The organism is Trinickia soli, from assembly GCF_002879855.1.
GTDB classification, from domain to species: Bacteria; Pseudomonadota; Gammaproteobacteria; order Burkholderiales; family Burkholderiaceae; genus Trinickia; species Trinickia soli.
In genome coordinates this window covers 78,152-99,944 of sequence record NZ_PNYB01000007.1, presented here as the reverse complement: position 1 = coordinate 99,944, position 21,793 = coordinate 78,152, and the positions used below count along the sequence as shown (strand labels likewise).

Annotated in this window: 13 protein-coding genes; 5 read left to right on the top strand and 8 right to left on the bottom strand. The window is 58.4% G+C overall.

Annotation, left to right across the window (positions count from 1 at the left end):
• Positions 1 to 248: 248 nt before the first annotated feature.
• The gene (gene proA, locus C0Z19_RS10190) at positions 249 to 6,179 is read left to right on the top strand and encodes an anti-phage protein ProA (protein ID WP_102609704.1); all 5,931 of its coding nucleotides are present in this window, start codon (positions 249 to 251) and stop codon (positions 6,177 to 6,179) included.
• A gap of 141 nt (positions 6,180 to 6,320) precedes the next feature.
• On the top strand, positions 6,321 to 8,033 hold the full coding sequence (locus C0Z19_RS10185; RefSeq protein WP_102609703.1) for an Ivy family c-type lysozyme inhibitor: 1,713 nt from the start codon (positions 6,321 to 6,323) through the stop codon (positions 8,031 to 8,033).
• Between the two features lie 645 nt (positions 8,034 to 8,678).
• On the opposite strand, the gene C0Z19_RS28915 is transcribed toward C0Z19_RS10185, so the two are convergent.
• Positions 8,679 to 9,188: an H-NS family nucleoid-associated regulatory protein gene (locus C0Z19_RS28915; protein WP_102609702.1), complete on the bottom strand. Its 510-nt coding sequence runs from the start codon at positions 9,186 to 9,188 to the stop codon at positions 8,679 to 8,681.
• 256 nt (positions 9,189 to 9,444) lie between these two features.
• Between C0Z19_RS28915 and C0Z19_RS10170 the strand changes: the two genes are divergently transcribed.
• The gene (locus C0Z19_RS10170) at positions 9,445 to 9,876 is read left to right on the top strand and encodes an STM2901 family protein (protein WP_102609701.1); all 432 of its coding nucleotides are present in this window, start codon (positions 9,445 to 9,447) and stop codon (positions 9,874 to 9,876) included.
• The gene (locus C0Z19_RS10165; protein ID WP_102609700.1) at positions 9,876 to 10,235 is read left to right on the top strand and encodes a DUF1493 family protein; all 360 of its coding nucleotides are present in this window, start codon (positions 9,876 to 9,878) and stop codon (positions 10,233 to 10,235) included. Before C0Z19_RS10170 ends, C0Z19_RS10165 begins: the two co-directional genes overlap by 1 nt.
• Positions 10,236 to 10,497: 262 nt before the next feature.
• Here C0Z19_RS10165 and C0Z19_RS10160 read toward each other — a convergent pair whose 3' ends face one another.
• The gene (locus C0Z19_RS10160; RefSeq protein ID WP_102609699.1) at positions 10,498 to 13,821 is read right to left on the bottom strand and encodes an ATP-dependent helicase; all 3,324 of its coding nucleotides are present in this window, start codon (positions 13,819 to 13,821) and stop codon (positions 10,498 to 10,500) included.
• 8 nt (positions 13,822 to 13,829) lie between these two features.
• Entirely contained in the window at positions 13,830 to 14,909 is a 1,080-nt protein-coding gene (locus tag C0Z19_RS10155; protein WP_158242965.1) for a hypothetical protein, read from the bottom strand.
• Here C0Z19_RS10155 and C0Z19_RS10150 point away from each other — a divergent pair.
• Complete coding sequence (locus C0Z19_RS10150; protein WP_158242964.1) at positions 14,908 to 16,023, top strand: TauD/TfdA family dioxygenase; 1,116 nt, start codon at positions 14,908 to 14,910, stop codon at positions 16,021 to 16,023. The two genes, C0Z19_RS10155 and C0Z19_RS10150, sit on opposite strands and share 2 nt — an antisense overlap.
• Before the next feature lie 248 nt (positions 16,024 to 16,271).
• Here C0Z19_RS10150 and C0Z19_RS10145 read toward each other — a convergent pair whose 3' ends face one another.
• From C0Z19_RS10145 to glmS, 5 genes are all read right to left on the bottom strand, one after another.
• Complete coding sequence (locus C0Z19_RS10145) at positions 16,272 to 16,955, bottom strand: hypothetical protein (protein ID WP_102609696.1); 684 nt, start codon at positions 16,953 to 16,955, stop codon at positions 16,272 to 16,274.
• A 262-nt stretch (positions 16,956 to 17,217) separates the two neighbouring features.
• Positions 17,218 to 18,087 (bottom strand): hypothetical protein, encoded by an 870-nt coding sequence (locus tag C0Z19_RS10140; RefSeq protein WP_102609695.1) that lies wholly within the window; start codon positions 18,085 to 18,087, stop codon positions 17,218 to 17,220.
• A 6-nt stretch (positions 18,088 to 18,093) separates the two neighbouring features.
• A complete protein-coding gene (locus tag C0Z19_RS10135) occupies positions 18,094 to 18,912 on the bottom strand; it encodes a HipA family kinase (protein WP_102609694.1) in 819 nt (272 codons plus the stop codon).
• Positions 18,913 to 18,924: 12 nt separating this feature from the next.
• A complete protein-coding gene (locus tag C0Z19_RS10130; protein ID WP_102609693.1) occupies positions 18,925 to 19,107 on the bottom strand; it encodes a hypothetical protein in 183 nt (60 codons plus the stop codon).
• An 833-nt stretch (positions 19,108 to 19,940) separates the two neighbouring features.
• Positions 19,941 to 21,758, bottom strand: coding sequence for a glutamine--fructose-6-phosphate transaminase (isomerizing) (gene glmS / locus C0Z19_RS10120; RefSeq protein WP_102609691.1), 1,818 nt, complete (start codon positions 21,756 to 21,758; stop codon positions 19,941 to 19,943).
• Positions 21,759 to 21,793 lie beyond the last annotated feature (35 nt).

Below are 21,793 nucleotides of genomic sequence, written 5' to 3'. Positions count from 1 at the left end.
TCTCAATTCAACTACGTGGTTGACCTTCGGCCGATTCCCTAAAATGGCCGAAAAAAGGCGTATATTCCAGGTGCACCGGGGACCCAAATAGCGCGATTTCATGCGATTTGCATTGGCAATTCGCCGCCGCACTCCCCGCAAGGGAGAGCAGGCAACAGAGCAATTGATATGACGGCTCGACTCGAACGACGTCTTCAACAACGACGGCGATTCGGCTGCGGGCGGTAAGAATAGTGGGGAACGGGGTGATGTCACACGTGCAGGCAGAAGACGCTGAAGACTCGACGACCAATATAGACGTCAATCTACCGAGCGTTCAGGTTTTCGCGGACCTTACGATAGGGTACGCGGCGATACAAAATAACGTTCCGGTCGTCCGTGAAATTCTGGTCATGAACGATGGGGACGCTCCACTTGTCAATGTCGAACTGGTCGTCAAATGTGTGCCGGCGTTCGCCGAGAGCGCACGATTTCGTTTCGAAGCATTGGCGCCCGGCGAAAGCCGGCGCCTCGCACCTGTCGACCTGCGTCCCGACCACCAGTATTTCAGTCAGCTCGATGAGAGTGAGAGGGCCGTCATCACTGCATCGTTGCGTGTTCAAGAAACGGAACTCGTAACGGCAACACGCAACATTGATGTGCTCGCCTACGACCAGTGGGCCGGCGCGCGGTCGTTGCCCGAGCTGCTAGCGGCGTTTTGCATGCCCAACTCGCGGGTCGTAGACAAGCTTCTCGCGCGCGCATCCGGGCTTCTGCGCCAGACGTCGTCCGACCTGTCAATGGACGGGTACCAGTCCAAGAATCGCGAGAAAGTCTGGAAGCAGGTTTCGGCAATTTACAGCACCCTCGTTGCCGAGGACATCCAGTACTCCAACCCGCCCGCATCGTTCGGAAACGACGGCCAGAAAATCCGGACGCCCGAACGCATTCTGGATGGCAAGCTCGCGACCTGTCTTGACCTTGCCATGCTGTTCGCGTCTTGCTTGGAACAAGCCGGACTGCATCCGGTAGTGCTGTTCAAAGAAGGCCATGCGTGGGTGGGTGTTTGGTTGATAGAGGCCACCTTCTCGACCGCGCTCGTGGACGATGTTCAGGCGATTCGTAAGCGCGTGAAATCTGGCGAATTCATGGTCTTCGAGACGACGGGCGTCACAAGTGGGCAGAGGCCGTCTCTCCGCTGGGCCTGCACTCGCGGCGACGAACACCTAAACGACGAAGACCAGTTTGCCTATGCCGTAGATATTCGGCGCGCGCGAGAAGTCCAGATTCGTCCCCTGCCCTCCCGTTCATCGCAGGCCGACGAAGCAACCGTGCCTATTGCCAAGGCTGAAACACCCGTCATCGAAGACGTCCCGCAATTGCCACCGCTCGACCCGGTTGTCATTCCGCTGCGCGAAGACTCGACACCCGATACACCTGAAGGTCGCCTGGCGAAATGGAAGAGCAAGTTACTCGACCTGACGCTCCGAAACAAACTCCTGAATTTCAAGCCGACCAAGTCCACGCTGAGGGTCGTCTGCCCCGACCCGGGGGCGTTGGAGGACCGACTAGCAGAGGGAAACGAATTCCGCGTTCGTGCGAAGCCAAAGTTGATGTCCGGTTCTGATAGTCGCGATGCAGACGTGTACGCTGGCCGCAATGGTACGGTGGCATTGGATGACCTGGCGACTGACGCTCTCGGTCGAAATGAAATAGTCACCGACATCGACGAGGAAGCGCTGGAAGGCCGACTTCTTGAGATATTTCGCGCGGCCACTACGGGAATGGAGGAAGGCGGCGCGAACACGCTGTTTCTAGCGTTCGGAATGCTGGAGTGGCAAGAAAGCAAGGACGCCGAATTCAGCCATCTTGCTCCAATCTTGCTCATCCCGGTCACGTTGTCCCGCCAGTCTGTAAGGAGTGGCTTCCGTCTGGCCCGTCACGATGACGACGCGCTCGTGAATCCGACGTTGCTACAAAAATTGCAGCAGGATTTTAGCCTAAAGCTGCCGTCGTTCGACGTCTTACCGACGGATGACCGTGGCATCGACGTCGACCGAATCTTGCAGACGTTCCGTCTGCATGTGGGTGAACTGAAGGGCTGGGAGGTCAAGGAGCAGGTCCATCTGGGCATCTTCTCGTTCACGAAGTACCTCATGTGGAAGGACCTGCAAGACCGGCATAAACAGCTTCAAGAAAGCAGCGTAGTCGCACATTTGATTAACAATCCCGGCAGGGCGTTTGCCGACAGTGCAACGGGCTTCGAGCCCCATACTCTGGATGAGAAGTTCCGACCTCAGGACTTGTTTACGCCGTTGCTGTCGGACTCTTCACAATTGCGTGCTGTCTGCGTCGCCGCCGAAGGCAAGAATCTTGTCGCTGAAGGGCCGCCCGGTACAGGTAAGAGCCAGACCATCTCGAACCTAATTGCCCATCTGTTGGCCACGGGAAAGACGGTGCTGTTCGTCTCGGAGAAGATGGCTGCACTGGAGGTCGTACATCGTCGACTTAGCAGCCTTGGCCTTGGGCCATTTTGCCTGGAGTTGCATTCGTCCAAGGCAAAGAAAGCGGACGTCCTGAAACAGCTAGGCATTGCGCTGGATTCCGCTGGTGCCAGGACTGTAAAGGACTGGGAGCGAGAGTCCGAAAGACTCCTGACGCTCCGGACGGACCTCAATGGGGTCGCGCGTGCGCTCCATCGTATTCATCCCAACGACCTGACCATTTACGATGCCATTGGAATCAGCCTGCAATACGCGGATATGCGGCCTGCTGCGATGCCGTGGGCCGATGCGGATGCGCATGACCGCGCCCAGCTAGAAGCGCTGCGTGAGACGTGTCGCCAGATGGGCGCTCTGGCCGGCCAGTTGACTGGTTTGCAAAACCATCCCCTTGCAGTCGTCAACAAAACCGAATGGATGCCGTCTTGGCAGCAAGAGTTTCTCGATGCGGCTTCGGTGCTTGAATCTCACAGTAAGAAGCTCGATGACGCCGCTTCGAACTTGCTGAGTCAATTGGGCATTCCGAAGATTGCTTTCTCTCTGGACGGGCTGGGCAAATTCGATATGTTGGCCGACGTGCTCTCCGCGGCACCCACGGTTCCCGTCGGGGTGGTCCGTGTGGCGCATGACGAGTCTGCCCGCAACCGGCTCGCCGCCCTTCGTCAGCATGGTCTTGCGCGCAACCAAGCATGGGAGCCGCTGAGCAAACACTACGTAGATGACGTCGCCACCCTGAATGCGACCGAACTCAAGCTGAAGTGGGCTGCAGCAACGAGTACTTGGTGGCCGAAGAGTCTCTTTGCGCAGCGCGCGGTCACCGGTCGACTGCGCTTGTATCGGCAAGACCAGCGTCGTCCGCAAAACGGGGATGTTCCTGGTGTCGTCGCCGCATTGACAGCCATCAATACGGAGGACAAGGTCATCGAGTCCATGTCTCATGATGCGTCGCAACTGCTGCATGAAGCGTTCGTTGCGTCGAAGACGGACTGGAGCGCCGTCGAGTCGGCCGAACGATGGGCGTCGTCATTTGCGGATGCAGTAACGGCAATCGCGGGAAACGACATCGAATTGGCCCAGACGCTCCGTTCAAAGCTCCAGTCATTTGTATCCGACAACCGGAGCATGCTGAAAGCAGGCATGCCTCTCGGCTCCAGTTTGATGTCGTACCGCGATTGCTATCGAGACGTCGTGGCTCAGCTCCGCAAGGTCATCGAACTTGGCCATTGTCCGATTGACCTCGGGCTTGACCCGACCGCGGCGGGCGCGGTCCCCCGGCTGCTGAGTTTGCTTCAAGGCTGGCAATCAGCTTCCCGACAACTGCAGCCGTGGTGCCTGTGGCGCAAATCGCGTGCGAACGCAATCAGCAACGGGCTGCAGGGTATTGTGAATGCATTGGAGGCCGGCCAGGCACCGTTGTCCGGTGTGGCGACATTTTTTGAATACAGTTACCAGAGTTGGTGGCTGCGGAAAGCGATTGACCGCGAGCCGGTGCTCTGCAACTTCTCGAGTGCGGAGCATGACCGCAAGATTGCCGAGTTCAAAGCGGCCGACGAGCGCTTCCAGAAGCTGACCCAGCAATACATTGCAGCCAAACTCGCGGGCCAGATTCCTGCGAGCGTCGAGCTCGTGCCGGGTGCCGATTCCGAACTAGGGAAGCTGAGGCGCGAATTGCAAAAACAGCGCAAGCACATGCCGATTCGGCAACTGGTGCAAAGCCTCCCGAGCCTGATGACTCGCCTGAAGCCGTGCCTGCTGATGTCACCTTTATCGGTTGCCCAGTATCTGGACGCGTCGCATGCGCAATTCGACGTCGTCATATTCGATGAGGCTTCGCAGATTCCCGTGTGGGACGCCGTCGGCGCTATTGCTCGTGGCAAACAGCTCGTCTGCGTCGGCGACCCGAAGCAGCTACCTCCGACCAGCTTCTTCTCTCGGTCCGATGACTCGGATGACGTGGCGGATAGCGATGATGTACAAGACCTGGAGAGCATCTTGGACGAGTGCCTCAGTATCGGCCTGCCCGAGCTACGGCTCAACTGGCACTACCGGAGCAAGCATGAAGGGCTGATTACCTTCAGCAATGTCACGTACTACGACAACGAACTGGTGACGTTCCCGTCGCCGGTGACCGATGACCAAAGTGTGCGCTTTGAGCGCGTACAGGGTGTGTACGACCGCGGCGGCTCGCGAACCAATCGGGCGGAAGCTGATGCCATCGTCAAGGCGATTGAGCGGCACTATCTGGATTCGGCGAAGCGGCACCTGACGCTCGGCGTAGTGACCTTCAACCAAGCGCAGCAAAGTCTAATTGAGCGCATGCTGGACGAGCGCCGCAGGGCATCCCAGCAACTCGACCAGGCTATTGCGCAGGCTGCACAGGAGCCGCTGTTCATCAAGAACCTCGAGAACGTTCAGGGCGACGAGCGCGACATCATATTCTTCTCCATCACCTATGGCCCAGACGCATCGGGCAAGGTCAGCCTCAACTTTGGGCCGCTGAACTTGGAAGGGGGCCATCGTCGCCTGAACGTCGCTGTATCGCGCGCCCGGGTCGGCGTCGTGATTTTTAGTACGCTGCTTCCGGAGCAGATTGACCTGTCGCGTGTTCGGGCCGCCGGCGTACGAGACCTGAAGAACTACATGGAATTCGCCATTCGCGGTCCACGTGCCTTGGTTGAGCAAAGCATGCCGACTGGGCGAGAGCCCGATAGCCCGTTCGAGCGGCAGGTGATTTCCGCCCTTCGTGAGAAAGGTTGGACGGTCCACCCGCAGGTCGGCGTGTCCGGATACCGGATTGATATTGGCGTGGTCGACCCGCGTGCGCCAGGCCGCTATCTGCTGGGCGTTGAGTGCGACGGCGCCATGTATCACTCCGGCGCGACGGCGCGCGACCGTGACCGGCTCCGCCAGCATGTCCTTGAAGGGTTGGGCTGGGAGCTGTACCGCATCTGGTCCACCGACTGGTGGCTGAATCCGGAAGAGCCACTGCGAAAGCTCGTGGCCCGACTGGAGGAGTTGGTAGCGACAGTGCCAACCGAGGATGAACCGGTGGTTGAACTGTCAGAAGAGACGGCGCATGAGGCAGAGCCGCATGCTTTGTATGCTCGAGCCGAATCGGTTGCCGAGGCGATTGCACCTATCACTCAGTTGCCCGAATACGAACTGACGAGGTTGGACAAAGGCAATCCGGACCTCTTCTATGAGCGCGGCTCGATGTCGACTTTGGCGAGCCAGCTACTCCAGGTCGTCGAAACAGAAGGTCCGGTCTCGCAGGCGGTGGCATTCAAGCGCGTTACGCGAGCATGGGGGCTGTCCCGCGTTGGAAACCGCATTGAGGCTCACCTAAGCGCATTGGTACCCAGGCAGGTAACTCGAACAACGGACAACGGTGTCGCCTTCTACTGGCCAGAGCACGCCAATCCGAGCACTTGGGATGGTGTTCGAGTGCCAGGCAGCGACGCGGAAACCCGTCGCGGTATAGACGAGATTAGCCTCGAAGAATTGGGCAATGCGGCCGTGTACATCCTATCGCAGCAAGGAGCCACATCGCAAGATGGACTTGCTAAGGCGGTCTGCCGGCTGCTGGGTGTCGCCCGGACGACTGCCGAGGCTGGGGCGCGGATTTCGCGGGCGTTGACGCACGGACGAGTTCAGACGGCTGTGGTTATCGAGGACGGCTCAGTCCGTTTGAGGAACTGAATTACGAAGGAACAATGCGAGCGGTCGGGGCTGGTATTTGAGTCCAGCGACCTGAACAGATGCTTGAACGGCACAGCACGGGGTTCGTCCGACTGCGCGCTACGACGAAAATGACGAGTCAAATGAGAGCGGGGGTGGCAAATGGGGTGGGGGTTTAGGAAGAGGATAAAGATAGCACCGGGCATTCACCTCAACGTCAGCAAGAGCGGCATCAGCACGTCAATTGGCGGAAAAGGGTTCACATACAACACGCGCGGCCATGTCACTGCAAGCATTCCGGGAACCGGATTGCGGTTCACCCATAACATACGGCGCACAGCGAATCCGGTTCGGTCCGTTGTCGCAGGTAGCAGCCAAATCGATTCCGCGAGCACTGAGCGGCTCTCGAAAAGAGAGCAGGCTGCGCGCGACTTCGTTGCCCAGGTGCAGACACGTACCACCGATGCACTTTTGCGATACTTCCTTTCGCACGGGGTGTACGTCCGGCGCGACGAGTTGTCTGAGGCGGTAACGCTCGACGAGCATCAGGAATTCCTCGAAACCCTGGGCCGAGAGTTCGAAGCGACCACGAGGGCCATTAAGCTTGCAGTCGACATCGGTTCGATATCGCTGGCAGAGAAAGAGAAGGCAATGCTGGCCGTCTACGAAATCGAACGCAAGTGTTCAGCCAACCTCGGGGAGCGCGGTCGACTTGCCAACGAAGCGGTCTCCCTTGTAAGTACCATTGCTTCGTGGCCCAAGGCGCCGAATTTTGTTGCGCCGTTCCTCGCCAGCCTGCTGGGCTCGTTCTTCATATTCCTGAACAACGTTCCAATTGGCCTGGTCTTCTTCGTTACGGCATTCACTTACGGCTTCTTCCGTCTTACGTCATTCAACAAGAAAAAAGCAGCCGCAGTGGAAGCGCTCGGCGCAGCCAACGCACGCTTCGATTTGTTGCTGGAGGCGGAGATTTCGCCGCGTCCAACTCCCAATGAATCCGACAGCCTCGTGCGAGAGAAAGCTGCCCTCTTCGCAGTTCTGACCATCGTCGTCGCACTGTTCGCCGGCTACCATCGGACACAAGACGACAATCGGCCGGCTGCGGTGTCGTCGGGCACCGATATCCCCGTCGCCTCAGCGGCCGGCGCAGCTCCCGATGACCAACTCGGCTCACGACACTCCGACTTCCGCTGGCTCGTTGGAAGGCATCCCGTTGACGTGGTTACAGACAAGCGCTTTCGTACCGCATTCAATCATATGTCGCGTGCGGACTGGAACAAGTTCGTGAACCGCCTCACGGTTAGCAATTCCGCTGGAATTTACGTTAAAGACGGTTACATCGTCGGCGAAGGCTGCAAGGCGCATGCGTGTGCGTCGGATAACGCTGCATTCGCAATCAGCGAGGCTACGGGAAAGGGCGACATTGTGTTCAGGGAGACGGTTGATGCCGCCGCCGGAAAATCCCGCGCTAAGTACGTTACGTCGAAGGGCCTTCCGTTTAACGCGACACCGCTCGCAGATTGGTTGAAGGCAAATGAAGCACAGACTGCTCCAGTTGTTGCTGCGACCGCAGAGCCGGCGTCCGCTGCAACTCTGCACACCAGCTTTGATTGCAGTAAGGCGCGGTCCGACGCTGAGCACCTCATCTGCAGCGACCATGAACTTGCGGCGGATGATGTCGAACTGGCCTCACTCTACGCCAAGGCGAAAGCGGCCGCTCACGACGAGGTTGCCTTTCGGGAGCGCACCCGTGCGGAGTGGAACTACCGTGAGCAAACCTGCCACGACCGCGAGTGTCTCGTAAGATGGTACGCTGACCAGAAGACGGCGCTGCTGCAGATTGCGGAGACCGGCACCGTTGCGGATAACAAATAGAGAAATATGTCTCTTCGTGATTGTTCTGTCCGACAAGAATCTCAAAGTGCCATTGACCTAAATACGCACGGTGATTTCTAGAGACCCTTCGTCGTGTTGTACCACACCCGTGCGGCCGTCGAGCACTCTGTCGCCTCTAATGGAACCGAGTAGACGCCTCCCTGCGGGCGATGTCATCCGAACCGTACACCCCGCCCAGAACGCAGGCCGTCGCAACGCATTCGAACGTGCTGTCCTGAAGGGTAATAACGAAATGTCGCCGCGCATGATGCGGTGACACCACCTTCCACTGGAAGGCGACGAACGACGAATTCACTATCTCGTGTACCGAGTACCACTTCAGACCCGCGGCCGCCAGTGGATGAGCACCTAAGCCCTCGTCGTTGGGTGGTCCCAGCCGATGGAAAGCCGCCCAAGGGAACAGCAGCAAGCAGAACGGTTCGTCGTCGTCTCCGAAGGGTCCGAATCGCTCGAAGTCGATTGGAGCGATTCGATATGCCAATGCAACCTGGCGTTCGTTGGCGACGATGAATGGGTCCGTTGCACCGGAGGCCGGCCTCGGATACGAGTCCAATAGGACGACCAAGTCCGTCTGTGGTGTCTTGCGGAGTAGCATATCTGACGAGAAATTTCTGCTCGAGATTCTCACGCCCCAGCTTCGATTAGGAATTTCGTGCGGTCCTTTGCATTCGCCAGCCAGGCGGGCGCCGGTCCGCGTCCCGACCACGTGGCGCCACTTTCCGGGTCACGATACTTCGCCGGCTGCGGGCCGCGCCGATAGTTGCCGGGTCGATTTGCTTTGCTTCCAGTCGCCACCGACGCCGTCGTGCCATTGCCATCAACTAGGAACCGGTCGCGATTTTTGGCGCTCGAAATCCACGCCGGCGCGCGACCGCGTCCCGACCATGTCGCGCCAGTCTTTGGGTCCATGTACTTGGCGGCAACGGTCGCTGCGCCGGCAGCTGTCTTCTTACCGGCTTTTACTCCGCGCTTCTTGCCACCAATGTGAGCCTCGATGTCGGCCACCGTAACACCGCTCTCCTTCATGAGCGCAACGATGCGGTCGAGCGTAGCCGATGCCTTCTTGGCTCTCATCGCTTCAGCTTGTTCTTGCAGGCGGCGAATCTTTGTCTCGATTGCTTCCAGGGTGGGCATGGGTTGCTCCCGTAAAAATTAATTGGACGCACTATGCCACGAGGGCTTGGACTCCGCTACACGTCAGCCGAGCGTCAAGCCGGCATTCGCCGGAGGACTACGCGACGAACACGGCTGCCGAAGCCGCGAAGTAAGCTGCTTCGTACTCTTTGAGGCGATAACCAAGGCCCTGGCAATGAGCCGATAGTTCATGCGGCTGTGATAGCATAGCCCGACTTCACGCAGTGAAAACTAATAATCGACTGAGAGGGCCGAAATGAGTAACGTATATCAATATAATGGGCACAACGACCTGACACCGCCCGAACTGTTCTTGTTTGTCGCGATGCAAGAAACGAGCGAGCAACTCGGGATTGACGACGTAGAATATCTAATCCTCATCTTTTGTGGATTCAACTTTCTGCCGACGCGCGGGAAGCCGGCAGGTGCGACGCCGGGAACTTCGGTCGCATCCGTGATGGCCCGCTCGCTGTTCAAGTACAAATTCAGAAAGCGTGTGTTGCCCACCTTCACCATCGAGAGCATGAAGGCCTTCAGATGGGTCTTAACGCATAAGCTGAGCGTATTCATTGGGAGAACCTTGCCCGGTGTCGGCTGGGTCCTGATGGCGAGGGATGTTGCGACGATTGGTTACCAAACCGTGCTCAAGTACAACCGCATTGCTCGACCTGAAGACAGGGTGTTCTAATGCAACAATACACTCGGAATGATTTGGTGGCGTTTATCCGGGAAGAAGCTTGCATATCCCCCAAGAAGCCCATTACCGATGAGATGGATGTCGTCTACTCGCTAGGACAACATGGAGATGACGCCGATGAGTTCATGGAGAAGTACTTCGACACTTTCAAAGTGGACCGAGGCGACTACGACTTTCGTCGGTACTTCTTCATGGAGGGCGAAGGTTTTATCTCGCACTTCTTTCAAAAATTCATACTGAGAAGACCTCATTCGCTAAAGAGGGAAACGATGACGGTCGGAATGCTCTATAAAGCCATCCTTCACGGCAAATGGGATTCCGAAGCTCTTTCGGAGAGGAAGTACTACTAGGAAGTCAACTAGCGATGAGGAGCGCGAGAGGGATGCCGGGCTCCTCTTCCACGTAGGCGGCAATATCTCGTGCGTCGCAACGAACACCGCCTGCCTTTTGGGGGCCGCAATGAATCCCACATCTTGCGAGTCACGCAGGAGCCGCCGAAACCGGCGTGTCGCCGCATCAACTTGGCGTTGAATTGCCCTCCCGTCGTCACTCTGTTCGATTTTACGATTCACCGGTCTCGGGCTCACCAAACCGGAAGCGAGACACAGCCGCTCAAGTGGGCACCGATGGGCAGATAGTGAGATATCCGCATCGGTCACATGCCCGACCTGGGTTAGCCTCGACGAAGCCCGAGGACATCTTTCCTGCAGCCTTGAAAGCGGAGGTGGCTTCCGGTCGCTTGCTAATTGGTGCGTCGACCTCCTTTTCAACGACAAGGGTGTGTATGACTGCGGGCATTGCGCGCAGCCCCGGAATGCCGCGTAAGAGTGGCCGCAAGTGTGCGGCGGTTGACGAGGCGCCCATGAGCGAGAAGCGCATGAGATGAAGCTTTGTCGAAGCGCCTTGACCGGTCTCGATGAACCACGGCAGTTCGACGTCGACGTCATTCAGCGTGGCGACAAGCCCATCCGAGAACGAACCAGCGAGTTGCTTGACTACCGTTAACCCACGCCGGCAGACAGTCTTGGCATCCCGCGTAAGCTGCGGGTCGGCTGACTCTGGGGCAAGACGATACTTCTCCCACGCAGCAGCGAAAACCGGTTTGGGCGGCGTCCCGTTTCTTGCATACTCTTCGAGCGTCTCCATAACGACCCATCTTGCTCGTAGCGACGCATCTATGTCCTGTTCATGCGACAGCCCCAACCGGTAGCGATAGTGGTGCTGTAGCGGGCAACGGATATACGATTCAAACTCATCGAATCGGACGGTAACCTTGGTAGGCGTATGAGCAGCCGTTGATTTGCCTGTCGATGCGGTCGTGGACGGGTTTGTGAAGCTCCTACTCACATACTTGGACGGGTCAGCGGTAAGCTGCTTGAGGCCGTCCTTCGCAAACTCGACGTTCTCATAGAGTTGCAGACGTTGCTTGGCGCGAGAAAGTGCAACATAAAAAAGGTTGTTGCGCTCGACAGCCGTTTCAAAACGGTGCTCGTCGTCGTCACTACCCAAAACCGCTGGTGGTACCAAGTCGAGTATTGAGTCCCCAGAGTTCCATGGCTCCTCTGCGCCATAGGAATCTGTGTCGATATAGCCTACGTGGACGGCTTCGAATTCGAGGCCTTTGCTTGCATGCACGGTCATAACACGTACGGCGTCCATGGCGCTCGCCTCGGGTGGTAAGTCCCTGTCCCGATAGGTATCACCAATGCGCTGCCTCAACTGTTGTCGTAACAAGTATCTGGACAACGTTGCTTGGCGCATGTCGCCGTCGCCATTTCGAACCGAATATGCAAACTGCCACAGCGCCAGCCGCGCCGTCTGCGCGTCAAGGGATGTGTCGGCTTCCGGAGGCAGCGCGAACCGGCGGTCCAGAAGCACGTCACATACAAAATTCCACGGATTTGTGTGGCGGGAGAAGCCCGAAAGTAGAGTCTTGAGCTGCGCACTCGCCAGCGCGCCATTCGCAGACATGCCGTCTATGACCGCACCAAGCCAGCGTCCGCGCTGCCACGGCAATTGGCCCTCTGACCGTGACAGTAAGATGTTGATATCGGTCAGCGGCATCGCGATGCCTTTGACTGACGTTAGCCCGACCAAAGCTCGAGGTGCGCGCTCGCATAGGAGTTGCATGAGGCAAAGCAACAGCTTTACCTCGGGTCGTTGTGCCAACTCACCAATGTAAAGAACGGGTAGCCCGGCTTCACGCATCTTTGTTGCCAGAAACTCGACGTCAGCAGTTCGTCGGCAGAGTATGGCTTGCTGTCGAAAGTTGATACCGGACTTTCGCCGCTCACCAATTTCGGCAATCACCGCCGCGGGAAGGTCTGCGCGCGTGGCGCACGAAATGAGTTCAGGCAGTTCTCCGGCCTTGCCATTGACGGCGTGCATTGCATCCAGAGGCAGGCGAGACTCGAGTTCGTGGATGCGACCGGCGACACTGAAAAGGTCCAGAATTTCCGACGAGCTTCTGCGGTTTTCATCAAGCGAGTACTTTTTGACAGACAACGAGTCGCCGGCAGTTTGAAAAAAGTGCTCAAATCGAAGCAAGCTCTTTACCGATGCGCCTCGCCAGTGGTGGATGGCTTGCCGAACGTCCCCGACAACCCAAAGCGATTTGGCATTTGCACAAAGTTGCCGAACCAATGTCACCATCGCCTCAGTGACGTCTTGATATTCGTCGACGAGGATATGCTCGAAGTGGTCTGCCAGCTCGGATACTGTCTTTCTTGCGTCGCGGATTTTGATGGCAGGCTTCGCTACAAGGTCAACAAAATCGACCATTCGCGACTCACGCAGCACGGTCTCGTGGAGGTCATACAGTGTCGCGATGTCTTCGCGCTCGAGCTGGATGGCTTCGTCGGCTGACTCCAGCGTTGCAAGCCGCGAGCGATATTCGTCCGCGCTGACGAGTTCTTCCTTCAGGCGTTGAATGCATACGACAACGGTACTGAGCCACTCGTAGGGGTCCTCCACGCGCAAGTAGTGCTTCAACTCAACCCGGGGCAGGTTTTTTACGAGCAGGGATAGCTCCTGCAATCTGTCTGCGACGAGTACGTCGGCATCGAGCTCAAAATGCTGGTGAAATTTGCGTAGGAATTCCAGCCCGAACGCGTGGAAAGTGCCTGCCCAAAGTTCGGATGCTCGCGAAATACCAGCATTGCGCAGCCGCTCAACCAGCTCGAAGGCCGCCTTGTTGGTAAAGGTCAGGACCAGAATGCGACTCGGCTCAACGCCAAGCTCATCGATAAGGTACTTAACGCGGTGAACGAGGGTTGTCGTTTTGCCCGTTCCGGGCCCCGCAACAACGTTGACAAATCGTTCTTTCGCTGTTGCGGCCTTCAGTTGGTCCGCACTCGGCGCAGGCAGCGGTTTTGCAGGAGGTGGCGCATACGACGGCAGCAGAATTCCATCGAGCAACTGCTGTCGAACAACTTCGAGGGGAAGAATATATTTGTCGGCAATCTGATAAGGGCCTTCGCCTGCTCGCCAGATGGAGCCCGCTACGTCCCGAGGAAGCAGCAACTCGCGAGCGAAGACGTTTGCCTGCAATTCCTGACGTTCGCGCGCGCCATATGCTTCCACCTTGGCCACCGCCGGAGTTTCCGGACCGGCAGCCATCGACTTGAGATGAGCGATGGTTGTCGTCGGCTTTTCAGCATCGAGCACCCAATGACCGAGTTCATGTGCAACAAGATAAGCGAAATCAGCCTCGATGACATCGTCTCGGAAATAGATGCACCGCTCTGGCCGGTCAAGAACGGCGGCGCCACCTCCAAGCGTTGGATAGCCAGCTGGCACAGGCTCGAGCGCGAGTTCCAGCTCGTCTTCCACAAATGACAAAAGCTCGCGGCTCGTCGGTATCGAAGCGCTGCAATGCACTAAGAGTTGTTGTCGCAGTACCTGCGCCTCGGCGCGAGCTCGGTCAAAAGGGTTCATTGAATTGCTTAGTCTGCGAACTCGAGGAGCGCCGAAGTCTCTTCATCGGATAGGCTCAGCGACTTCACCGCTTCTTCCCAAGTTTGTCGCGTTATCCTCACTTCGGGCTTTCCATCTTCAGCTTTGAATGCAGGCACAGGAGAACTAAGGAAGGCCTCACTAAAGACTTGCTGGAGGAGCGACATCGGCACTTTGAGCTTCAAAGATAACGCTCGAAGCAAAGCTCGAGGTGCGGCCGTCTTTCCTGATAGAACGCCGGTCAGAAGGGGGCCGCGCCTTCCAAGACCAATTTCTTCCGCAAGCTTGCGAGCGCCCGGCCCGCTGTATTTCGCAACGATTGCCTTTGCCGATTCGAGTTCGGTTGGCACGGCCGCGCCTGCTGTAATCTCGGACTCCTCGACTAACGCGTCAGTCATGCACATCGCGACCATCTGCGATGCCGACTTGCCGTACTCTTTGGCGGAGAGTTTAATGCGAGTGGCTAGCCTTCGGTCCAGGCGCACCATCCACTGCATATTTTCGCCCTCGTTGTATGTCGCGAGTTTCGATTCGAAGCTCGCTAACAAACGACGCGGACTCTCCGTAAATGTGCGCGTTTCGAAGGTCTCGAAGCCTTTCGCGGCCATATCTCGTGCTACCGCGGCGGCAGACATTCCTCGCCTCTGTGCGAGTGCGTTGATTGCAGCATGCAGAGAGGTAGCTGTACTAACACCAATCGTTTCCTGACGTTCTTTCGTCCTTGATGGCGTGATTTCACCAGCGTTAGTTTGCATATCGCCCTCCACGTTTTGGGTGCAGTTCCGTTCGAGAACAAGCGCGTATTCGGAAACCCAATTGTCGGCCTCTCGAGCCCCCAAAACCTCTTCAGTAAGCACTGCAAGCAAACTCCGAGCGGCCTCCTCGGCATTGCGCGCGTCTCTGTGTAGCCTCTTGTGACCAGGCAGTATGACCGAGCAAGTAACACCATTGCTTCGAACAGTTGCAGTAAACTCGAAAGCCTTAGATATGGACCCAACCAACACCGCGAATTCTTTAACCATCCGGGCGGCACGCTCGACTTCTGCTTGGGCAAGAATCGCGGATGACATGATGGAGCTGTTCGAGTCGAGGGGGTGTCGGCAGTATAGCCATGTATCAACTATATATCAATGCTCGGGGGCTCATCTGATTTCCGTTGAATTCGCAGCCGCTGTTCAAGCAGCAGTGCAGACGTGGCGGCACAGCCACCAATCTCTTGAGCAAATGCGAGATGCATTGCACGAACCTGCGAAACTGGTCGCCGAGTCGTCCATTGCTGTACGGGACGCTTACCAGGAAAGCACAGGACAAAGCTTCGAAGCCTTGTCGGCCAGTCTTTGGGTTGCGCCATTTGTGATGCTGCCCCAGGTCTTTACTCCGGGACAATTGCCGGAGACGCCGCAGGGCTTCCTGCCTGTTCCAGATGCGGAGGGTACCCTCGTCGCCCGAGTTTCAGCCGTTGTTGCCATGGGCGCACTGGGTATGGAGACTGTGTCGTACGGCTCTGAAAATGATGGTGCGCTGTTTGTGAACCTCGTTGTTATTGCCGGTGAGGGGCGTATTGCGGACAAGTCGAAGGGTGCGATGCGAGGGCATACCGACGCTGTGACTTTCCCGTTCCGGGGGCAGTTGGATGCGTGCAATTCGGACATTGCGCCATCACCCGACTTCGTGTGCCTTTCGGGCTTGCGTAATCCAGATGGTGTTCGCACGACAGTCGTGCCGATGAGCGATGTCCTGGCGGCCCTTTCCGCCGAGCATGTCGATGAACTGAAGAAGCAGCAGTTCGACATCCGGTCCCAAAAGACTTTCATCCCGGGGATGAATCTCATCCTTGGTAGCGAGCATGGCATCGACGGAGGAGAAATCTTGCTTGATGTCGGCGGTGAGACCTGGGTCCGCTACAGCCACAGCAGCATACGCGTCGACGAAGATGAGAAGCCTGCAGCCGCCGAGGCTAACGCTGCGTTCGCGGCAGCCTGCCTCCAGCACTGCACATCAGTCGTCGTCGAACCCGGCGACATCCTGCTGGTGAACAATCGATTGGCCTTGCATGGGCGCGGTGATGTCGGGGGAGAAGCGGGCGGCGAATCACGCTGGATTCTTCGCACTTACGGGCTCGATACTACGGAGCTGACGAAGGGACAGCGATACTCGAAACCCGGCTATATGCTTTTTCCATAAGGATGACGGCGGACTGCGTGACGGCCCGACACCTTGGACGCGATGGCCAGACCGCACGATGGCCGGCTTGCAACCGCCATTGGTCGCAAGAACAAACAACGTTCTCGGGCAGCGGGCCGACATCAATCGCATCTGCAACGCGAACCATGGACAAACCCTGCAAACGGAACGACAACCTTCCGCGCTGCCGATAACCGCGATGAGAGGTTCAGTTGGGTGGAAGCTACGCCCCGTCGCCGGCGATATCATTACTTGACGTTGTCGTCTGCTCTGACTGCCCAAAGCACGCTGCTCATCAGATTCCGGTACCTTTCTTCTCCCCCGGTCGTATATCTGATGAACGCCGCCTTTACCTTTTCGTCAGCGAGCCATGTCCTGATGACTTGGGCGAAAATCTTTTTTGTCGCGAGGTGCAGTTCCTCCGCGTCCTCTGCGAATCCGGCTTTCCATTCCGCTAGGCGGTCGGCCGCATTGTCTTGCGTGGAATACTTTACCTCCGCTTCTTTGATTTTGTTGTAAACGTCCGCGAGGTATCGCCACTGGGCGGCGAATCGGGCATAAAGAGCTGTATAGACTGAGCCAAAAACGACCGCTGTTGTGGTCAGGTGAGTGACCAGACAATGCGCCAGTCGACGGCCATCGAAGGTCCACGCTCTCGCAGGGTCGAGGACGTCCTTGAGAGCGAGACTGGCAGGCTCAACAATGAAGAGAACTAGGAGTGACACGAAGAGCGCGCGCAGAACGATGACGCTACCTCCATTCGATAACCCGCGCTTGCTCAACAGCCACTCGCCGGAAATCCGGTTCACGATGCAGTCGATTCCGTCCGATAGCTTTCGGGATGCACGCACTCTGGCAGGCACGCCTGCCTGGAGCAATTCATGTTCGACAGAGTTTGCAGCGTCTGCGGCTGGTGCGGTGGCATTGTTCATGAGTGAACTCTCGTCAGCCTTGCATATCCCATGGCTGGGTTAACGGCTGCCGGCACTAGTCCTGAAGGCTCGACTGCGGTTGCCTTGTGATTTCTTGTCGCTCCGAGGCGAGCGATGCCCGAGTGTCACGGGACTCACAGAGTTCACGCAGCCTTGAGTCTATCGCGCAGAGACGTCGGCGCTCGAGCCGATGGAGGTAGCAGGTCAAGGCGGCCGCGAATGGCAGCACACGTCGTCCGTATTCTATGTCTCAACCTCGCACCTAATTCAGAGCTGCGACCTCTTCTGTAATGAGGCGATTGCTGGCCGACTGAATATCATGCGCGGTGAAGACGTTGAGCTTTTCCCGCTGGGCCTGTTCGCGCAGCTCGCCGATAGCATCATCCAGCGCAGCGTACTCGCTTTCCCGATAGATTGGCAGACCACGAGCCGGCACCCACGCGGTGAGCTCGATGCACTCTGGCGTCGCAAAACCGAATGCGTCCCTGGCTCTCGCAAGGCGCCACAACGCGGCTGATGCAGTACGCAGGCGAACCTGACTGCGTCCCTTCGGGTTGATGGCGGCGTAGCACGTGGCGTAGGAGTGGCCAATGTAGTCGACGGCGAATCCGCTACTGGCACCGGTCAGACTAAAGGGCCGATTGAAACCTGACTCGAGCGACGGCTTGCGATGGACCACTTCGACTCTCACCGCATGCACGAAACGGTTTTCTTCGGCAGGGCGCGGGATTGATTCCTCGACTGTGGCGGCCACATCGTGCGCCGTGGATGGGTGAAATAGTGCGCAGCGTTCCAGCGCAGTCATGATGACACCGTCCTCATCGTCCGCCTCGACGACGAATGCCGGGCCAACTTCGACACCGGACAGCGGGGGATGCCAGTTCCCTATTTCGTGCGTGGAAAGATAGTCGGCGACGAGAAGGGTGCCGAACGAGTGGCAGGCGTAGCCCAATTCCTGGGGAAGGCATTTCAGGATTCGCGAGGTGACGGCGCGCGCAAATGGTTTGCCAGATTCAAAGCGGCCAACCACTGCAATGGCAATCGACTCGCCCGTCGCGTCAAGGTTGAGCCTGACAAGGCGTGCCGAGGCGATGCATGCGGAAGTCTCGGACAGGAAGAAGTCGGGCTGCATACCGGGTTACAGAGCAGGAGGTTGAAGACCGGGCGGGTTCACGCCTGGCAGGTCAGGGATGCCGAGCACGTGGTCCAGCGTATCGAGAAGCCGGTTCGCGCGTTGTTCGAGGTATCGGCGCATCGGTTCGTGCAGGGCATCGTCGCTCACCAGTTGCCCGTACGGTAGACGCAATACGGCAGCAGTGCAAGCGGCGCAGAAATTGCGCAGCGGCTCCTTCAGCGCCGCCCGGTCGGTCAGGGGGAGGACACGTACCCTTTCGAGCATGCGGTTTGGCCCGGGCGGCGGGAATGAGGAAAACAGCTCCAGCCCGGCGCCCCCGAGGGCTCGCTCGTGGTCAATCAGCGCGATGGTTTTGCGGGCCGTTAGGAGCAGGTTGCCGTCGTGCCGGTCGTCGTTGCCTATCAGTTCATCGAATAGGGCAATTTTCGCGAGCATCAGCGAATCCAGGCCGTACATTGAACTGAGCGCAGCCGGGCTCTGGCTGTCGAGCTGGACGGCCTGTGCAAACGGGAGGGCGGCCGTACCAAAACACCACTGGACTTCATCATCGCCGAACGGCCAGAGACCGCGCATGCGGTTGCGGTGAACCACGACCCAGAACACCTCAGGCATGGGCAAATGCACCTGCTGCGCGAGCCATGCGCAGACGGACTCGACGCAGAATGCCCGGCGTGGCAGCAGTTTCACGTATCCATCGACGCCACTTGCGCGGACGGGGAGATGAATGCGCCCCCTGACCACGGGGTGGGCGCTGCCCCCGACGGACGTGATGGGCTCGCGGTTCAGTCGGCCTTGTTCAAACAGAGGATGCAGAATCGACATGTCGCCAGCACCCTAGCTCTTGCGCCTATCCTTTTCTTTCGCGACGCCCTTGTACGGCTCACCATCGGCCTTTTGGCTCATGAAGCGCCCTGTGTCGTCGTTGCGTTTGACCCACTGACCGGTTTTCGGGTTGCGGACCTGCGAGCGCGCGTCCACCGACCCAATACGGAAATCCTTGCCCGTGTTCTTTGCCATCGGACTCTCCACCACCACAATATATGGTATCGAAATGAAGCAACGATACCAAGTATAGTGCAACTCTGGATTTTTTACATAACGAAATGAAACGACGCGCGGGGCCTTCTCCCTGGGGCGAGCGCACGCGGCGGGAGAGCGGCAGCCCTCGCCCCGGAAGGCGCGGGCGAACGTCCACGCCCGGCATTGGCCTAGTTTGCCCAGCACGCATCGCATCGTATGAACAGCGCGGCCTACACGAGCGATGGATAAGTCATCTGCAAACCTCACCGCATGCTACGCGCGGTCTTCGCTCCGGGCGACAACTCTCGGCCCGCTGCTGGAACTATTGCTATCAGACGTTGCGACCGACATCGAGGTGGTCGCACGGGAGCTTGGCTTGCGAAACGAGATGCTCGAACGAATGCGGCGGGCACTCGACAGGCTGAACTGCGCACAAACGATTCTCGATGCACAGCGAAAGCGCCTGCTTGGAAGCAGTGGCGACGAGATTTGGGAACAGATGGGCGAAGCGGTACGGGTGCTCGCAGGGGATTGGCCGCAGGACTACCCGGAGGGGGCCGTTGAGTGGCTGCTCGTAAGAGGCGGCGGACAACGACCTGGTTGCTGAGCGACAGAAGCGTGCCGAAGGGAAATTGGGGAAATTTTTGGGGCTAACGGAGGGGGTCATGACCCCCTCTTTTTTCAAACATACGCGGTGCGTCTGAGAAGCGTGCCATGCCCTGCTGACAAGGGTTTGCGGGCAGGAAGACCCCCTTCATGTAACGCTTCTAAAAGTGGCCGTGGCACGCTTTCATTTCCGGGGAGCACATGGATGACGCGTTCGCGTTCTCTCACTCCACCGTCACCGATTTCGCCAGGTTTCTCGGCTTGTCGACATCGGTCCCGCGCGCACACGCCGTGTGATACGCGAGCAATTGCAGCGGCACGACGTGCAGGATCGGCGAGAGCATGCCGTAATGCTCGGGCATGCGAATCACATGCATGCCCTCTTCGTTGACGATCTTCGTATCGGCGTCGGCGAACACATAGAGCTGGCCGCCGCGTGCGCGCACTTCCTGCATGTTCGACTTGAGCTTTTCGAGCAGCGCATCGTTGGGCGCCACCGTGACGACAGGCATCGCCTCCGTCACAAGTGCGAGCGGCCCATGCTTCAACTCACCGGCCGGATACGCCTCGGCGTGGATGTACGAGATTTCCTTGAGCTTGAGCGCACCCTCGAGCGCGATCGGATAGTGCAGCCCACGGCCGAGGAACAGCGCGTTTTCCTTGCGCGAGAACTCCTCCGACCACGCAATGATCTGCGGCTCGAGCGCGAGCACGCTGTTGAGCGCGGCCGGCAAGTGGCGCAGTTGCTTCACATAGTCGGCTTCCTTCGCCGCATCGACGTACCCACGCAACTTGCCAAGCGTCACGGCCAGCGTGAACAAGCCGACGAGCTGCGTTGTGAACGCCTTCGTCGACGCCACCCCAATTTCGCGTCCCGCATGCGTCAGGAACTGCATCTGCGTCAAACGCACCATCGCGCTCGTACTGACATTGCAGACGGCCAGCGTATGCCGATGGCCGAGCTCTTGCGCATGCTTGAGCGCGGCCAGCGTATCGGCCGTCTCGCCCGATTGGGAAATGACGACGACGAGCGCTTTCGGGTTCGGCACCGATTCGCGATAGCGATACTCGCTCGCGATTTCCACCTGCGTCGAGATCTTTGCGATCGATTCGAGCCAGTACTTCGCCGTGAGTCCCGAGTAGTAGCTCGTCCCGCAAGCGAGGATCAGGATGCTGTCGATTTCGTCGAAGGCAGCGGGCGCCGCTTCGCCGAACAGCTTCGGCTCGAACGAGTCGCTTGCGGGAATCGTGTCGGAGATCGCGCGCGGTTGCTCGAAAATCTCCTTCTGCATGAAGTGGCGATACGGGCCCAGCTCGACGGCACCGCCGTAAGCCTGCACCGTGCGCACCTCGCGCTCGGCCGGATGGCCATCGCGGTCGGTGATGCGCACGCCGCCTTGTGTCAGCTCGCACACGTCGCCTTCTTCGAGAAACATGAACTTCTCGGTGCTGCCCGCCAGCGCGAGCGCATCGGAAGCCAGGAAGTTCTCGCCCTGCCCCACCCCGACGACGAGCGGCGAACCTTGCCGCGCGCCCACCACCGTATGGGGCTCATCCTTATGCACGACAGCAATCGCATACGCTCCGTGCAACTGCTTGACCGCTGCGCAGACGGCGTCGTACAGGTTGCCGCGATAGAGGCTGTGGATCAAATGGGCGATGACTTCGGTGTCCGTTTGCGAAACGAACACGTAGCCCTTGCCGCGCAGCATCTCGCGCAACGATTCGAAATTCTCGATGATGCCGTTATGCACGAGCGCCACCGCATCGCGCGAAAAAATCGGATGCGCGTTGTCGGTGACAGGCGCACCATGCGTGGCCCAACGCGTGTGGGCAATGCCCGTGACGCCTTCGAGATGACCCTCGCGCACCTGCGCATCGAGATCGGCCACGCGCGCGACGCTGCGCGCACGACGCGGCTCCCCGTTCGTCAACACGGCCACGCCGCACGAATCGTAGCCGCGGTATTCGAGGCGGCGCAGTCCTTCGACGAGGACGGGAACGATATTACGCTGCGCGACGGCGCCAACGATGCCACACATGAGAATCTTCCTTTCGCGATGGGTGCTTCAGTGGT

Excerpts from the sequence above, each read along its gene's own strand:
- proA (WP_102609704.1), top strand. The coding sequence starts at position 249 with ATGTCACACGTGCAGGCAGAAGACGCTGAAGACTCGACGACCAATATA.
- C0Z19_RS10185 (WP_102609703.1), top strand. The coding sequence starts at position 6,321 with ATGGGGTGGGGGTTTAGGAAGAGGATAAAGATAGCACCGGGCATTCAC.
- C0Z19_RS28915 (WP_102609702.1), bottom strand. The coding sequence starts at position 9,188 with ATGCCCACCCTGGAAGCAATCGAGACAAAGATTCGCCGCCTGCAAGAA.
- C0Z19_RS10170 (WP_102609701.1), top strand. The coding sequence starts at position 9,445 with ATGAGTAACGTATATCAATATAATGGGCACAACGACCTGACACCGCCC.
- C0Z19_RS10165 (WP_102609700.1), top strand. The coding sequence starts at position 9,876 with ATGCAACAATACACTCGGAATGATTTGGTGGCGTTTATCCGGGAAGAA.
- C0Z19_RS10160 (WP_102609699.1), bottom strand. The coding sequence starts at position 13,821 with ATGAACCCTTTTGACCGAGCTCGCGCCGAGGCGCAGGTACTGCGACAA.
- C0Z19_RS10150 (WP_158242964.1), top strand. The coding sequence starts at position 14,908 with ATGATGGAGCTGTTCGAGTCGAGGGGGTGTCGGCAGTATAGCCATGTA.
- C0Z19_RS10155 (WP_158242965.1), bottom strand. The coding sequence starts at position 14,909 with ATGTCATCCGCGATTCTTGCCCAAGCAGAAGTCGAGCGTGCCGCCCGG.
- C0Z19_RS10145 (WP_102609696.1), bottom strand. The coding sequence starts at position 16,955 with ATGAACAATGCCACCGCACCAGCCGCAGACGCTGCAAACTCTGTCGAA.
- C0Z19_RS10140 (WP_102609695.1), bottom strand. The coding sequence starts at position 18,087 with ATGCAGCCCGACTTCTTCCTGTCCGAGACTTCCGCATGCATCGCCTCG.
- C0Z19_RS10135 (WP_102609694.1), bottom strand. The coding sequence starts at position 18,912 with ATGTCGATTCTGCATCCTCTGTTTGAACAAGGCCGACTGAACCGCGAG.
- C0Z19_RS10130 (WP_102609693.1), bottom strand. The coding sequence starts at position 19,107 with ATGGCAAAGAACACGGGCAAGGATTTCCGTATTGGGTCGGTGGACGCG.
- glmS (WP_102609691.1), bottom strand. The coding sequence starts at position 21,758 with ATGTGTGGCATCGTTGGCGCCGTCGCGCAGCGTAATATCGTTCCCGTC.